Raw genomic sequence first — 18,015 nt, forward strand, 5'->3', positions numbered from 1 at the left:
TAACGATATGAAAAATATAGCAATGTTATTTCCGGGCCAGGGTGCCCAATATTCAGGGATGGGAAAACAATTGTTTTCTCGTTACGAGTTCGTTAAAGACATGTTTAAAGTCGCATCGGATGTGCTTGATATGGACATGGAGCATTTATGTTTCGAAGCGCCTGCTGACCAATTAAATAGTACCGAAAATACTCAGCCAGCGTTGGTTTTGTGTGGTGCTGCAGCTTACCGGGTTTTTCAACAAGAAACCGGATTACAACCCGTTGTTATGGCCGGACACAGCATCGGAGAAATCACGGCACTGATCAGCGCCGAGGCCATTAGTTTTGAAGATGGTTTAAAGCTTGCGCGTGCTCGAGGCCAAGCCATGGCCGCTTGCAGCCAACCTGGCGAAACAGGCATGGCGGCTGTAGTTAAACTTGACCGAACGTTGGTTGAAGACGTTTGCCAAACTGTACCCGGCTATGGCGAAGATTTTGTCATCGCCAATTATAACTCAGCTGCGCAGTTGGTGATTTCTGGACGTACTGATGCCTTGGAACAAGCAAAAGTTGCGTTAAAAGAAAAAGGCGCATCTTACATCCCATTACGTGTCAGTGGCGCTTTCCATAGTCCTTTAATGAAGCCTGCTGCAAGTGAGTTTGCCAACTTGTTAAAAAATATCGGTTTTAGTTCACCTAAGATCCCTGTGATCGCCAATGTAAATGCTAAGCCTTACGCTGATGTTGAAAGTATTCCCACTTTATTAACTCAGCAGATCAGCCAGTCGGTGTTATGGCAAGAAAGCATGGAGAAGTTAGTAGCAGGAGAGTTTGAAGAGATTAAGTTGGCCAGTGATAAAATCGATTTATTTGTCGAAACAGGCCCTGGCGTTGTCATCAAAAAGCTCACCTCAGTCCTCTTTAACGACGCTTTATCTTATTCTCTGGATCATGATGAAGACAAGGAGCCACTGGATAAGCAACTCGAAATTGATGTTCGCACCATTCAATACCAGCCTGCTTTCTTAGGTAAGTGTATGGCTGTTGCCGTCAGTACTCGCAATAACAACTTTGATAACAGCAGTTATCAAGAGAACGTCATTGAGCCTTATCATAAACTAAAAGAAATGCATGAGCTTTGCACCAGTGAAGAAAGACTGGCCGATGCGAGTGAGATGAAGCTGGGCTTGCAGCTACTTGAACAGATTATGACAAGTAAAGGCGCAGAAAAAACAGAACTTGAGCAACGATTCCGTGAGATTGCAACGGTAACAGGACAGGCGCAGGTACTAGAAGATTATCTGGGTTGAGAGTGTTGTTAGCCATAAATACGACGGAACAAGAACATGGATATAAAAAACTTAGCGCTTGATAACATTCTTGGCACTGCCGACAACAATGACGGCGATCTGGTTAAGCCTGTTAAACAGGATAAGCGTGAGTCTGATATTGCCATTATTGGAATGGCAGGAAAGGTGGGTGGCACAACTGACCTCGAAGACTTTTGGCGCTTATTGGCAGAAGGTCGTTCTGGAATGAGCGAGTTACCCGATGCGCGGCGAAAAGATGTTGAGGAGTTTTTGCGTTTGTCTGGAGTGCTTAACAAAGTTTCTCAAGATGATTATTTACGCGCCGCCTTTTTGTCTGACATTGACCACTTTGACTATGAGTTCTTTGGCTTATCGAAACACGAAGCCGATATGATGGCACCAGAACAGCGTCTATTTTTAGAGAGCGCATGGCATGCCTTAGAAGATGCTGGTTATGGTTGTGACGAAATTAAAGGCAGCAATACCGGAGTTTTCGCGGGTATTAGCAATGACTTTGGCGAAAGCTACCGACGCCTGACGGATACCTTGGCTCCTGATGCATCAGAAATTTCGGTGGTGGGAAATATCAACTCGGTTATCGCTTGTCGTTTAGCTTATCTGTTCGACTTGCAAGGGCCCACCATGTTGGTTGATACCGCTTGCTCATCCAGTTTGGTTGCACTGCATCTGGCTTGCCAATCATTACGCAGTGGCGAATGCGACATGGCATTGGTTGGAACCGTTAATATCAATCTTGTTCCGTTATTACTTGAGCCGACAACGGGAGTCGGCGTAAAAGACATTAAAGACAATTTTGCCACTGACAGTCATACCAAAGCCTTTGATGAAAGAAGTGATGGCATGTCTATTGGCGAGGGCGTACTGATGTTTGCATTAAAGCCGCTCTCGAAAGCGTTGGATGATGGCGATCAGGTTCATGCGGTCGTGCGCGGCAGTGCGATTAATCAGGATGGTCAATCGGTGGGGCTGACAGCACCCAATAGTCAAGCTCAGGCCAAACTCATTCAAAGAGCATGGCGCGACGCTGGTGTCACCGCACGCGATGTTTCTTATATCGAAGCTCATGGAACAGGGACGCGACTGGGCGATCCGGTAGAAATTAGTGGTATTCAGCAAGCATTCAAACAAGCAACGTCGCGTAAACAATTTTGTGCGGTTGGTAGCGTAAAAAGTAATATCGGTCATCTAGACAACGCTGCGGGTCTCGCGGGTCTGGCAAAAGTTGTATTGTCTATGAAACATGGCAAACTGCCAGCCAGTCTTAATTTTAACCAACCGAATCGACAGATTGCGTTTGAACAATCGCCCGTTTTTATTAATGACCGTTTAAGTGAGTGGGCGAATGAGCAGTGGTCGACTGATCACAGTCAGTCCGGCGAAGCCATTGCTGGTGTTAGTTCTTACGGTTTGAGCGGCACGAATTGCCATGTTGTCTTGCAATCAGTTGGTAGGCAACCAACTAATAGTAAGAAGACTGACAATCGACCTAAGGATAATCAGAGGAAATACCTTTTACCTTTGTCGGCCAAAACGTCATCGGCATTAAAAGCATTAGTAGAAAGTTACTTAAGCTTCTTGCCAAAAAATCCTCATCTTGAAGCTAATGATTTGTGCTTCACTGCGGCGATGGGCAGACTTCATCACCGACACCGTTTAGCCTTTGTATTTTCTAGCCTTGAACAGCTTAGTGAGCAGTTGAGCACTTACCTTAATAACGAAGGTGACTCACCAGAACAAATTATTAATGATGCTCAAGACCAAGATCTAAATAATAAAACTCATCAAGTATTAGAAACTTTGAGTGAGAGTGCGGAAAATCCACAGCAATATAAAGAGAAGCTACTCGAACTTGCAGACTATTATCGCCAAGGTGCCGAGCTTAATTGGGCGCAAGTGTTTGAAGGCAAGGGGTTCCAAGGAAAAGCGCAACGCATTTCATTGCCTCTTTATCCCTTTGCTAAACACCGTTGCTGGATTGATACGACCACCGCTGGAGAAGTCTTATCCGCAAGTCGCGGTGGTGGAGAGTTATTGAATCATCCTTTATTAACTCAAGTGTTAGAAACCCAGGAGCTAAGCATTTATCGCACAACGCTCAGTGCCGAAAGCCACTGGGAGCTTGCAGACCACAAAGTTCAGGGCGTTTATGTTCTGCCGGGAACTTGTTACGTCGAAATGATGTTAGCGGTATCGGCTGCTCTTCAAAAGCAGACAGGTGATACTTCTCAACTCGATTCTTTTTTCTGCTCTGATTTTGAAAGCGTCCAATTTCTGAATCCCTTTATTGTTGGCGAACAAGAATACAAAGAGTTGCATCTACAACTAAAGCAGGAAGCGGATTACTTTGATATACGCATTAGTAGCCAAAACGAGCAAGGTGATTGGCAGGAGCATGCATTAGCCCGACTGAGTCATTCTGTTTCACCTACTCAAAATGCGCCATCCATTGATATGCAGGAGTTATTAGCTTCTGTTCCTCAATCGGTAGAGCTAAGTAGCCAGGATGATCTCGACAGAGGTTTAGAGATTGGTGACCGTTGGTATCAGAGTCTTCGCCAAAGTTGGACGAATGCCGCTCAAACAGAATATCTGGTCGAACTCTCTTTGGCGGATCATTATGTAAGTGAACTTACAGATTATTACTACCATCCTGCGCTGTTGGATACGGCAATTAATGCAGCCAATCATATCGGTTCCGACGGTGATCTTTATTTGCCTTTTTTCTATCGAGGATTGAAGGTTTACCGCTCGCTGCCAGGACACTTTTTTGTTTATCTAACACGAACCAGTGAAGCTCAAGGAGAAGTCGTGACATTTAAAGTACAATTGCTCGATAGCGACGGTCATGTTTGTGCAACGGTAGAGCAATACGGTATTAAGAAAGCGACCCAGTTCGAAGCGCTTAATCGTCCTGCGAATCCAGTCCATGCATTTCAAGTGCAATTGACAACAGGCGAAGCGCAAGAAGAGTTAGCTAATCTTGTTCGTGCGAGCTCCACGTCTGGTGCCATGCTTGTCATTCATAAAGGGACAGAAGAGCAAGTTGCTTTGGTTGAGTTTTTGCGCCAGAAGGGTGTTGAACCCATAGAACTACGTCAAGATCGAGATGACTACGAAAACGCATTAAGTCAATTGCATGAGTCGTCGCTTGAGTTAAGCGCCATTGTTTATGCCGCCAGCTGGCAAAGTCAGAGCTTAAATCAGGGTAATGATGATCTGCATCACTTTAAGAATACGATCAATCATCTGGTGCAGCAGAAAATAAATTGCTCTGGCAATCTTGTCGTTCTTACTCAGCAGAACATTGGGGATGGTACTGGAGGTGGAGTTAAGGAAGATTTGAATCCTGGTCAAGCTGCCATCGCTTCATTTGTGCGAGTGGCTTCGCTGGAGAATCCACAGTTACCCATGTTCTGTCTGGATATTAATATCAGCGAAAAAGAACGCATCTGGCAACAATTACATGCGCCAGCTATGACAACACAAGGTGTACTAAAGACGGTTCGACAAGGGAAATTCTTACACGAAACTTTAACGCAAGTCGAAGGCTTCGAACTCACCAGTCAGTCAGATGAACAAGACCGCTTTCAACAAGACAGCTTACCATTACGTGATTCTGGCACCTATGTGATCACTGGCGGTTGTGGTGCTTTAGGGCTCGAGTTAGCTCAAGAGATGGCACAGCAAGCTAAGTCTCAAGACATCTCAATCACACTGGTGTTAACTACAACTCGAGCGCTACCGGAACCTGCACAATGGCAGCGTTTAAGCCAGGCTAAAGATACACCAGCAAAGCTAGCGACCAAGCTAGAAAAGCTATTGATAATAAAAGCTCTTGGTGTCGAACTTCAGTGTGTGGTTGTTAACGCAGAAGACAAAAAGCAAACGCAACAACTATTGCAAACATTCCGTGGCAAGCATCAGTCAATCAATGGAGTGATTCACGCAGCGGGTAGAGCCGGAGACGGGTTCCTGATTAATAAATCTGCTGATGAATTACAACAGGTGCTGGCGCCAAAAATACAAGGTGCCTGGTGGTTGCACGAACTTACCCTAGAAGACTCTCTAGATTTCTTTGTTATGTACTCGTCGATTGCCAGTGTCTGTCATGAAGCAGGGCAGAGTGACTACACCGCAGCGAATCGATATCTGGATGCCCTGGCTGCTATGCGAAGACAACAAGGATTACCCGCGCTGTCGGTTGCTTGGCCCGCATGGCGAGAAACAGGCATCGCCGTAGAATACAACGCCGTCAACGAAGATGACGCCTTCCTACCAATTAATACCAGTGATGCCTTACAAGCTTTATGCCGAGCGATAGCGGCTGGTGAGCATATGCCGCCTGCGGTTGTACTGGCTCAGCTGAATGGAACTTCTGTTGCCGAAGACTTTGAGACGCTGAATTTGCAGTGCAGTGATGAGGTGCGCGCTTTATTAGATGCTCAAAAAATGGGTGTGCAGAAAACATCGTCAGAAACGGCAAAAGCTTCGAAACAGGTAGATTTAACGGGATTAACTAACCCAGACGAGTTTGATCGGATGGTCGCGAAAGTTTGGGCCGAAGTGTTAGGAAAGTCTGAGTTACATATTGACGACTCGTTTAATGATTTAGGCGGAAACTCAATTTTAACGACGCAAAAATACAAAACATTTGAGCGACTGCACCCTGGCGTTATTGATATGGCCGACTTATTTACTCACACACGTTTAAGAGAGCAGGCTGACGTTTTTAGAAAAGCACTGGCACCGGCCGTTAAAGAAGAAACAACTTCTTCTAAAGAACAAGACAACCAGGCTGACATTGAGCAACAACTGGAAGAACAACTCAGACAATTAGCGGCTGGAGAAATATCCGTCGAAGATATTGAAGCGCTGATTTAAATCAATACAAGTTACCGATAGAACTCGGTTAACCTTTTTGGGGTTAAGTGTTCGAGACGTTAAAGGGTTTTAATGATGAATACGATTAAAAATTACATACTCAAGCAAGTTGCAGAGAAAAAACTGAATCAAGAAGATGCAAAGGCATTTTTGCTTGAGTTGGCTCAAACAAATCAGCAGGAAGTCGCCGACAATGACATTGCTGTTATTGGCATGGCCGGAAGATTTCCCAAGGCCGATAATGTTGAAGAATTCTGGCAGTTGTTACGGGATGGTATTAACTGTATTGACGAGTACCCACAAGGACGAGTGAAAGACGCCGAACATGTTTTGCGCAACCCTTATTACATGGAATATGTCACAGGCATCGTTGCAGATCCTAAAGATCTGGATGATGCCTATGCGCCTGCGGGCTATATGAAAGAGATCGATAAGTTTGACTCGGCCTTTTTTGGCATTCCACCTAACGAAGCCACTTACATGGATCCTAATCAGCGACTTGCACTGGAAGTTGCCTGGGAGGCGATGGAAGATGCCGGTTATGGTGGTGATACTTTATACGGTAGTGACACCGGCGTTTATCTTGGACGCGAAGGCACCAACGTCTCACAGTATCGATACAGTGCCAAAAAAGATCCCATGCAGCTAACGGGCGCCTGGGAAAGCATTATGGCCAGTCGAATTTCTTACCTGTTTAATTTCCGTGGTCCTTGCATGTTGGTGGACACGGCCTGTTCTGGTAGTTTGGTTTCTGTTCACATGGCGTCAAAGGCGATTCTGAGTGGCGAATGCAGTGTCGCTTTAGCCGGTGGAGTTAACATTGTTCATGGTGAATTGAAGCCGAACCTACAAGGTGGCATGAGCATGAGTTCGGTCGAGTCAGAAGACAGCATGATTCGAACTTTCGACGCGGATGCCAATGGTACGGTATGGGGCGAAGGGGTTGCCATGGTGATGCTTAAATCGCTCAAAAAAGCACTAGAAGATGGTGACCACATTCATGCCGTGATTAAAGGCAGTGCGATCAATAACGATGGAGCTTCTAACGCATTAACGGCTCCCAATGCAGAAACACAAGAAGAAGTGATCGTAAAAGCGTGGAAAGATGCCGACATCGATCCTGAGTCTTTATCTTATATTGAAGCCCACGGTACGGGTACTGTACTGGGTGATCCCATCGAATTTAAAGGCTTGACCAATGCGTTCCGACGCTACACCCAACGTAAGCAGTTCTGTGCCATAGGTTCACTAAAAACAAATATGGGGCATCTGGTTGCTTCATCGGGCATTGCTTCATTATTTAAAGTGATCAAGTCACTGCAAAATAAAGAGATGGCGCCGACCATTAACTTTAATCAGCCTAACCCTTATATTAATTTTGCGGCGAGTCCTCTCTATGTGTCTGACAAACGTCAGTCATGGCCATCAAATGGTGAATTAAGAAGAGCGGCAGTGAGCTCCTTCGGCTTTAATAAAACCAACTGTCACATGGTGGTTGAAGAAGCACCTCAGTCGCAAGAATCTGAGACCGATAAGACACAATATTGCCTTATCATCTCGGCAAAAAAACAAGAACTATTACGCGACTATGTTGTTCGTTATCAAACCTTCTGCCATGGCGACGACTGGAATCTTGCGGATCTTTGTTATACCGCAGCGACGGGACGAGGACATTACAATCATCGTATTTGTGTGGTCGCTAGCACTAAACAACAGCTTCGGGATGCTTTGAAGCAAAGTTTAGCGGTTATTGATGGACAAACGAGTGACCATATTTTCTACGGTGGCTTTACTGTTGTTAGCGAAAAGAAAACTCAGCGAGCGGAAGGAGAGATCACCGAGCGCGAAAAGAGAGATTTTTCTGCGCAAGCCAATGAAGCACTGTCTCAATATATTCAAAGTAACAAACAAAACGATTTAGTGGCGCTAGCACAGGCCTATTGTCGTGGTGCTGAAGTGAACTGGAATGCCTGTTTTGAAGGCGAAGAACGTCACCGCTTGTCTCAACCGACTTATCCGTTTGATCGTGTACGTCATTGGGCTGACCCAAAAATCAGCGAAGTGAAAGGCTATAACTCGGCATTGCATCCATTGGTTGAGAGGCGTGTATCTCAGAGCGAAAGCGAGTGGGTATACGAGTCTCACTTTAGCAACGAAACTCATTGGGTATTGGCTGATCATCGAATTAATGAAACCGGCGTTGTTCCTGGTACTACTTACCTGGAGATGGCGAGGTTTGTTGCCAAAGATGCACTTGGATTAAGCCACATGGAGCTGGCCGATTTATTTTTCTTGCAACCAATGGTTGTTGAGGCCAACGAAGTGCGCAAGGTTCGCGTCAACTTGTCTAAACACGATGATGAATACCGCTTTAGTATCGTTAGTATTAACGCTGAGGACGAGACACAAGCTTGGCAACAACATGTAGAAGGCAAAATACGCGAAAACCATCCAGTATCTACCAAAGACACGCGCTTCTTGAGCGTTCAAGAGGGTGCAGAAGAATTTATTGAAGAATACCTGAGCGAAACCGATACCGGCGTATTTCAGTTTGGTCCCCACTGGGATTCCATTCAGAAAGCCTGGATGAAAAAGTCGGAAGCCTTAGCGACGCTGGCAATACCCAGTGCCTTCCGTGAAGAGTTGGTAGAGTTTGCCATTCATCCTGCCATGCTGGACAACGCAATGAATTTGACCAGCCAAAGTACGGGCGAAACCTATTTGCCCTTTATGTACAAATCATTCCATCTATATCGCCCGTTCCCAGAATCCTTCTACAGTTTGGTGACGGCAAAAACGCCGATTACAGGCGCCGAAGAAACACACAGCTACGATGTAGTCATCACCGATCTCGAGGGTGACATCATTGCGCAGGCTGAAGGCTATATCACTAAGAAAGTTCATAGCTTTGATTTCAGTCAGGATGATCTGCATCAAAACGATTACTTATCGACTCGTTGGATACCCATGACGGCTTCTTTATCGGATGCGACCAAGCCTGAAGGCCCATTGCTATTGGTTTCGAGTCAGCATAATGAGATCGGCCGCCTTGTTGAAAGTTTGCAGAATCAAGGTGTGGAGGTTCGTCATGCGGTTCTTCAGTCTGCTAAAGATGCGGTTTTACCGGGCCACTTTGCTGCAACGGCAGATGGTTGTATCGAGTTAGTGAACAGCGATGTGGCACAAGATATCTCTGGCATTGTGTTCGCCATGGACTATGAGTTGTCCAGCGATAAAAAAGAGTACCTGTTCGATAGCGAGACTTTTGGTCTACGACGAGAATTAAGTACTGATGCCTTATTCCATCTATGCAAAGCCTTACTGGATGAGAAACTGAAATTATCCTGGGGGCTGGCTTTAGTTAGTAGTGCCGCCTATGCAGTGAACGATGAGGATACTCTTAATAATAAAGAAAACACTTTAGTTAATCCTCTTGCAGCTTCCAATGCTATTTTTGCACTGACCTTCGCAATGGAAACTTCAGGCATCGATTGTCGTGTATTAGATACGTCTATCGATTCTGATCCCGCAGATATTGCGGCCTGCATTTTCGGTATACCCACTGGCAAACTCATAGCTTTGCGTCAACAAAGCTGCTTCCAGCAAGAACTTGGCCCAAAAACATTGGCAGAAAAAGAACCTGTTCAATATCACGACGAAGGGGTGTATATCGTCACTGGTGGACTGGGTGGACTGGGTCTTGCCGCTGCTGGACATATTGCAGAACAAAGTAATGCGAATCTGGTACTGCTCGGTCGTTCAGAGTTACCTAAACCTGATCGCTGGCAAGAGATTGCTGCAAACACCGATAACCCAAAACAAGCGGCCATCTGTGCAAGCTTGTTAACATTGCAAGAGCAATTAAAGTCCATCAGCTATATATCCATTGATGTGACAGACAGTGAGCAGGTTGTCAGCCTGATTCAATCATTGAAAGAGCGTTTTGGTCGTATCAATGGTGTCTTTCATGCCGCTGGAATTGCTGGCGACGGTTTCATCTTGCGTAAATCATTTGAGACTTTTGATTCGGTACTCAAGCCAAAACTGGAAGGAACAGTGAATCTACTGTCGGCGTTAAAAGATGAGTCAGTGGACTTCATTACCCTATATTCATCGATTACTGCGCTTGTGGGTGGGGAAGGCCAAAGTGACTACGCCGCCGCCAATGCCTTTATGGATGCCTTAGTACCCGCCGCTATCAATAAAAATATTTCTGTGAACTCCATTAATTGGCCGAGTTGGAGTGAAGTGGGGATGTCTGTTGATTTTGAGCTGGATACCGATATGACGCCTTTCACTTCGTTAACCACTCAGGAAGCATTTGGTAAGTTCAGCCAAATTCTGGCTAATGGAACCACGAGAATATTACCAGCAGATATTAATCCAGCTGTGTTTACCCATGTACGGGAGCAGCTGGTGTTCGAATTGGCGCCGGAATTAGAGTTGAAGTTCCAAAGCAACAGCATGGTGGGATCGAATGAACAAAGTGATGAGCTTATTGAAGATTTGCAAATCCTGGGAAAAAGCGAAGACGAACTAAGCGAGACGGAAGTCACTTTGGCGACGATTTATGCCAACGTTCTGGGCATTTCCGAAATTGACATTTTTACTAACTTTCAGGATATGGGCGGCAACTCGATCATTGCTACCCACCTGCTCAAAGTCATTGAAACTCAGTATGCGGGTATTGTTGATATCTCCGATATATTCTCTTATCCCTCCGTTGATGTGATGGCAGAGTACGTGGATGAAAAACGCGGTGTCTCCACCAGTCAAGCAACCGAAGAGGATTCCACAAGAACCGACGGAGATTGGCAGGACCTTATGGATAGATTGACCGACGAAGATCAATCTATTGATTCAATACTGGACGAGCTATAACAGGGATATCAGCAATGACTCAGCAAGGTGCCTTCAACCGAGAGGAAGCTCGAAAAGAGCTTCTTCGCTACCTGTTGCAGCAGGTAAAAGAAAAACAGTTGCCTAAGAACGAAGCCGTAAATTTTCTTAAACTACTGGATGACAAAGAAGCAGACAAAACCGATGAGGCCATCGCTATCGTCGGTATCGCCTGCCGTTTTCCTGAAGCGGATAACAAAGAAACCTTCTGGCAGAACTTGTGCGAAAAGCGCAACAGTATTCGCGAATTTCCTGAAGCAAGGCATCAGGAATTAACTGCCGTTACCGACGAAGAGCTACCATTATTTCGTGGTGGCTTTTTAGAGAAAGTCGACGAGTTTGACGCCGAGTTTTTTGGTATCGCACCGCAGGTCGCTCAACACATGGATCCTTACCACAGGATGATGCTTGAGGTACTGGTTGAGTCTATTGAAGATGCAGGTTATCAACACAGTGAGCTTTACGGTAAGCAGGTCGGTGTGTTTGTCGGTAACGATCATGCGCACAGAATGGTTAATAACTATCTCGATTTCATTGATATGTCTCAGCGAGACTTTAATTCAATGACAGGCTCCTGGTCGGCCTTGTTAGCCGGGCGATTATCGTATTCGTTAAACTTACGTGGCCCAGCACAAGTGGTTGATACCTCTTGTTCTTCTGGTCTGGTTGCGCTCGACGCGGCGATTAAAGCCTTATCCAACAAAGATTGCGATAGCGCATTGGTGGGGGCTATTAACTTGATGTTCCTGCCCATAAAAAATGTGGTGGGTGAAGTCGAAAATCAGGATTCACAAGTTTGTGCCTTTGATCAGCGAGCCAGTGGAACGGTTTGGGGTGAGGGTGTTGCTTCTATCATGATTAAACCTTTGCCAAAGGCCAAACAAGATGGTGACACCATTTATGGATTGATTAAAGGTATGGCGGTTAATAGCGACGGTGCATCGAATGGTATTACAGCGCCCAGTTCACGAGCACAACAGGAAGTGTTACTTAAGTCGTGGCAGCGAGCGGGTATCAACCCAGAACACATCTCTTATGTTGAAGCGCACGGAACAGGGACTCATCTTGGTGATCCTATCGAGTTGAAGGGATTAAGCGGCGCCTTTGCAAAAAGCACCGATAAAAAACAATTTTGTGGTCTCGGTTCTGTGAAAACCAATATAGGGCATACCGTCGGAGTGTCGGGGCTGGCATCGTTAATTAAGGTATTAATGAGCTTTAAGCATCAACAACTGGCACCAAGCGTTAATTTTGATACGCCCAATCAGTTTATTGATTTTTGTAACAGCCCAGTATTTTATAATGATACCTTGCGCCCCTGGGATGTTCCCGCTCCGCGTATTGCTGGAGTCAGTTCTTTTGGTTTAAGTGGCACTAACTGCCATTTGGTCTTGCAAGAATACACCAATAACGACAAAGCCGAATCACTTGAACATAAAGACGAACTATTTGCCATTCCCGTTTCGGCTCGTAATTCTGATCTGTTGGTTGAAACATTACAACGTTACCTCGACTTCCTAACTCGAGAGCCAGATACTCAACTTGAGGATGTTTGTTATACGGCTGCAATGGGACGTGCCCATCACTCAGAAAGAGTCATGATACTGGCGCGCTCTGTTTCCGAGTTGGTAGACCGTCTTCAAAATGTGATTATTTCGTTGCGCAGTCGAGTCAGTTCAAAAGCACCTGTCGGTGTTTATCTTCCTTCAGCAGAAAAGTCATCAACGAAACAGAGCGAATTGGGCCGACAGGCGAGTGAATTGTTAAAAGCCTCACAGTGGCCATCAGAAGATGTTTTTGCACAGTTGGCAAAGCTCTATGTTGCTGGCGCTCAAATAAAATGGTCGGCCTTGTTTGAAGGTGGGGACTATCGACGCTTGCACTTGCCAGCTCAGCCTTTTGTTAAACAGCGATTCTGGTTCGAAGACAAAAACAGAGCAAAACGTACTGCTAACAAACTGACGTTAAGAGATCTTACTGAAGAAGCGGATAACGCTGATCCAAGAGATATGTATCGAGTCGCACGTGTTGCTGATTCGATAAAAGAGAATAGTCATCCCTGGCAAGGCGAGCTAGCAATTGGCGCCCAGGTGGTTGCTTATGTGGTGTGTGACACCTTGGGCTATGAAACAATAAAGTTAACCGACAACTACTATGCTCTGGGCGGCGATTCCATATCCGGGACGCGTATTGTTTATATTCTTAATGAAATGTTAGGTTTAAAGGCTGAGCTCTCTGACATTCTTGCTACAGACAATCTTGAATGCTTTATCGAATCTTTAGTTCAACATCGAGAACTGGCTACGGCTATTACTCGATTAGAAAGCGAAGAGGGCGAAGAAGGGGGGAATACTAATTCTTCGGTAGAAGCGTCACCGACATCCATTTCAAAAATTTCTGCGGTTGCTAAAGCTGAGTACTATCCTTTGTCTCGGGCTCAGCGCCGTATGTATATGCAATCCGAGCTTGATCCTGATGCAACCACCTATAACGCAACGGCGATGATCGAATTAGCTCAGGCGCCTGTTATGGAAGAGGAACAAGAGGTCTTGCAGCATTTAGTTGAGCGACACGAGAGTTTGAGAACTCGCTTTGAAATGGTAGAAGGAGTTCCTGTTCAAAAAGTATCAGAGCAACCAAAATTTGAACCCTATTATCTGGATGCATCAGAGCGTAAGGGAAGCATTGAGTCCATTCTTCAAGAGTTAGTGGATGAATATGTTCGACCATTCGATCTCACCGTGGCTCCTCTATTGAGAGTGGTGTTCGCAAAGATAGAACAACGCTACTTTATGTTGATCGACATGCATCATATTATTACTGACGGTGCATCGGTGGGTATCTTCATTCAAGAGTATATGGCGCTTAAAAAAGGGCACTCCTTGCCGCCATTAAGCATCAGTTATAAAGATTTCGCTGCGTCAGATATTGCTCAGGTAACAACCGAAAAGTATCAACGTCAAGCCAAGCACTGGCTTAAGCGCTTTGAAGATAATCTTCCGGTTGCGCAACTGGATACCGATTATCCTCGGCCAGTCAGTCGTGACTTCCGTGGTGCGACTTTGCACACGCAGATCGGTTCTGAACAATTACAATCATTGCAGCGATTGGCAGTGGCTCAAGGTTGTTCGCTATTTGTGTTATTGATGTCAGCTTTTCGAGTTTTGTTAGCAAAGTACGGTGCTGGCAATGATTTAACCATAGGAACACCTGTTAGCGGTCGGAACCACCATCAAACACACGGGCTCATCGGTATGTTTGTTAATACCTTGGCGCTAAGAGACCGTGTTGATAACAACGAAAGTTTTGTCGAGCTATTGGCTCACGTAAAATCTCGCACGCTGGAAGATTTCGATCATCAGGATTATGCCTACGAAGATCTTATCGAAGCTTTAGGCCAAACGCATATTCCTGATAGAAATCCATTGTTTGATATTTGTCTGGTGTTACAGAATCAAGACATGGGACTGTCGACCGATGGTGCGTTACAGGATGTACCTTTTGAAGCGGGTATTGCTAAATTTGACCTGACGGTTTTTTGTCGAGAAAACGCAAATACCCTGGAAATTAACTGGGAGTATGCAACGGCCTTATTTGGCATAGAACGTATCAAACAAATGGCTGAGCACTTTAAGCAATTACTCGATTGCATAGTGACGGCTCCAGAACAAAAAATTACCGACATTGATTTCTACAATGAAAACGATCGCGAACGTCTGTTAACGCAAGATATAAAAAGCTCCAATCCAGCGTTTAGTTTTAGCCTTGGTGAATTGTTTGCTTCTCAGGTGGAATATCAAAAAGATGCCATTGCCGTCATTCATGGTGAAGAATCTTTAAGCTATAAAGAATTACATCAGCGCTCAAACCAGCTGGCTCACTACTTGATAGCACAAGGAGTGCAACCAGGTGACCCTGTTGCATTATGGTTTGCTCCCAGTCTTGATATGCTGGTGGCTATCTTTGCGGTGCTAAAAACGGGTGCGGCCTATGTACCATTGGATGTGGCTAATCCTATTGAACGCACTCAAGGGATTCTGGAAGACTGCCAAGCGCAGAGTTTATTAACTCATGCCAACCTGGAGTTGCCTGACTCTCTAAGTCAAAGAATCACTCCGCTAAGCCAAAGAGTCATTTCGCTGGATCAAATTGATCTGAAAGATTATCCCACGACAGACACAGAACAGAAAGTAACAAGCGAAGAGGTGGCTTACATTATGTACACCTCTGGAACGACGGGAAAACCTAAAGGTACATTAATCCGCCATAAAAGTATTATTCGTGTTGTTAAAAACACCAATTATCTGCATCTAGACAGCAGTGATGTTTGTTTGATGCTTTCTAACTATGCATTTGATGGATGTGTGCCCGATCTCTACGGAGCTTTGCTCAACGGTGGTCGTTTGATCCTTGCCGATAAAGATAATGTCCTTGATACCGCCAAGATCGCAGAGTTAGTGACTCAGCATCAGGTTACATCCATGTTTGTCACCACGGCTTTATTTAATCTGCTGGTTGATCAGCAATTGGAGCAGCTTGAGAGTATCAAGAATCTGATGTTCGGCGGCGAGATGGTGTCCTTTGAGCATGTTAGCCGAGCATTCCAGCGATTAGGTGAAGGGCGGCTTATTCATTGTTATGGTCCAACGGAAACCACCGTATTTGCCACCACCCAAGTGATTAAGAGTTTGCGCACAGATATGCAAAATGTGCCCATCGGTCTCCCGCTCAATCAAACCTCTGCTTATATTCTTGATGAAGAGCGTAACCCGGTTCCATTCGGTTGCACGGGTGAGTTGTATATTGGTGGCGATGGTTTGGCGTTGGGCTATCTTAATCGCGATGAGTTAACGGCAGAACGTTTTGTTGATAATCCTTTCTGCGCAGGAGAAAAACTCTACCGCAGTGGCGACTTGGTGCGCAGGCTGAACGATAACAACATTCTCTATGTCGGTCGTATCGATAAACAGGTTAAAATCCGCGGCTTCCGTATTGAACTGGGTGAGATAGAAAATGTGTTGGTCACGCTGCCTCAGTTGTCTCAGGCCGTTGTTGTTGACTTCAAACAAGATAACAAAAAATACTTAGCAGCCTATGTGGTGCCTCAAGCTGATGCTGACTTTGATGTAAAAGAGATAAGAAAGCAACTTGCTAAGACGTTACCAAACTACATGATCCCAGATTGTTTTGTCATGTTGGATAGCTTTCCGTTGACCATTAATAACAAAGTCGATCACCGTCGTTTACCCCTGCCAGAATTAACCAGTGAAGAAGAATATGTAGGACCGAGTAACCCACTAGAAACTGAGTTGTGTGAGGTATGGCAGCGACTTCTTAAACGAGAGCGCGTCGGTATCGAAGATAACTTTTTCAGTATTGGTGGAGATTCCATCATTGGAATCCAATTGGTTTCTCGTTTGCGTCAGGCGGGATATAGCCTGCAAGTTAAAGACATCTTCGCAGCTCCCACGGTAGCGCAATTAGCTAGCTGGTTGAGTCACAATAAGTCGCAAGTCGATTACGAAGCTGAGCAAGGTGTCCTGACGGGCGCTTTTGCGCTCACAGCCAGCCAACAAGCAATGGTTCAAGCATCTAAAGAAACTATCGATTGCCATACGATTATGATGTCGGTGGGTGAAGAGCTTGACGAAGGTACCTTGAGCAGGGCTCTCAAAGCATTAGCTCTTCAGCATGATATGCTGCGTTGCTACTTTGACCTGGAGAATAATCAGCAAGTTTATAGTGATGACCTCGAGCATTTGCCTTCGATCAAGTCGCTGGATATATCCCAGTTCACTGACAAAACTAATCGCAATGAGCTCCAGGAATCTTTGCAACTCTGGAAAAGTGATATTGAACTCAACCAGGCACCTATTTGGCGACTGGGTGTTCTATCCGGTTATCAGAAAGGCAAAAAACAATTGTGTTTTATTTTGCCCCATCTGATTGCTGACGAAACGTCATCACAGCTTATTGCAAAAGATTTGCAAGCCTTATTGAAGGGCGAGCCTCTTGACGCCAAAACCAGTAGTTATCGCCAATGGAGCGAAGCGCTTAGCGATTCTTCCAGTCAATCTTCTAGCCAAAGTCAGGAAAGTTACTGGGAGCAAGTCAGAAGTCAACCTCGTCCTGAAATTCAACTGGCTGACCACCGCGAGCGTCGCTCTGTAGAAAAAGCTTTTTCTGCTAAGTCTTTGAGCGATGCGAATGAAGGATATCGCACCGATGCCAAAGAGTTGCTATTAAGCGCTTTGGCTTTGTCTTTACACCAAAGCTTTGGTAACAAGCTGAACACGATAGTCTTAGGGGAGCAAGAGCGACCCACTAGGTTTGAATCCTTAAACTTCTCCCGTACTTTGGGTTCTTTTGTCCGTCACTATCCAGTCGTTCTCCATGCTCGCCAAACCATCGGTGACACCATTATTCAAAGCAAAGAAATGATACGCGGTGTCCCAAAACAAGGCGTCGGCTTTGAGTCATCAGAACAGTCTGCATCGTTTTTATCAGAAAATCAGCCTTTGGTTTGTATGAACTATCGAAAGACCAACAACGAGGAGTCTCTTGAGGACTTAATAACACTGTCTGATGAAAACTCTCACGCTTCTGGTTTTGAACCTAGAGATAAAGTGGGGCTGTTCATTGATTGTGTGCTCGATGAAAAGTTATTGACAGTCAGCTTTGAGTCATTGTTAACACAAGAGCAGACCGAAGCCTTTACGCAAGCGTTTGAGCAAGCACTCAATCAAGTTATCAATCAAGGGCAAGTCAGCGCAGAGCAGGGCGGTGAAGCGACGCCCAGTGACTTTGGTGTTGAGTCATTGTCACTCGCGCGACTACAAAAAATACAGGGCAAGTTATCGGCCAAAGACAGCGACAAGTCGAAAGCCAAAAAGCCAGCTAAGAAAAATAAGATGAAGGTCTAG

At 45.3% G+C, this 18,015-nt stretch carries 4 protein-coding genes; all 4 read left to right on the plus strand.

The window, feature by feature from the left end; translation table 11 throughout:
- Positions 1-7: 7 nt before the first annotated feature.
- On the plus strand, positions 8-1,291 hold the full coding sequence (fabD, locus tag NH399_RS08535) for an ACP S-malonyltransferase (protein ID WP_253038849.1): 1,284 nt from the start codon (positions 8-10) through the stop codon (positions 1,289-1,291).
- A 36-nt stretch (positions 1,292-1,327) separates the two neighbouring features.
- Positions 1,328-6,193 carry a type I polyketide synthase gene (locus tag NH399_RS08540; protein ID WP_253038860.1) on the plus strand — a complete coding sequence of 1,622 codons (4,866 nt, stop codon included), beginning with the start codon at positions 1,328-1,330 and terminating at the stop codon, positions 6,191-6,193.
- A gap of 72 nt (positions 6,194-6,265) precedes the next feature.
- Entirely contained in the window at positions 6,266-11,074 is a 4,809-nt protein-coding gene (locus tag NH399_RS08545; RefSeq protein ID WP_253038866.1) for an SDR family NAD(P)-dependent oxidoreductase, read from the plus strand.
- A gap of 14 nt (positions 11,075-11,088) precedes the next feature.
- A complete protein-coding gene (locus NH399_RS08550) occupies positions 11,089-18,015 on the plus strand; it encodes a non-ribosomal peptide synthetase (protein ID WP_253038874.1) in 6,927 nt (2,308 codons plus the stop codon).

The organism is Pleionea sp. CnH1-48 (assembly GCF_024124665.1).
In the GTDB taxonomy this organism is placed as follows: domain Bacteria; phylum Pseudomonadota; class Gammaproteobacteria; order Enterobacterales; family Kangiellaceae; genus JAMXSB01.

Excerpts from the sequence above, each read along its gene's own strand:
- fabD (WP_253038849.1), top strand. The coding sequence starts at position 8 with ATGAAAAATATAGCAATGTTATTTCCGGGCCAGGGTGCCCAATATTCA.
- NH399_RS08540 (WP_253038860.1), top strand. The coding sequence starts at position 1,328 with ATGGATATAAAAAACTTAGCGCTTGATAACATTCTTGGCACTGCCGAC.
- NH399_RS08545 (WP_253038866.1), top strand. The coding sequence starts at position 6,266 with ATGATGAATACGATTAAAAATTACATACTCAAGCAAGTTGCAGAGAAA.
- NH399_RS08550 (WP_253038874.1), top strand. The coding sequence starts at position 11,089 with ATGACTCAGCAAGGTGCCTTCAACCGAGAGGAAGCTCGAAAAGAGCTT.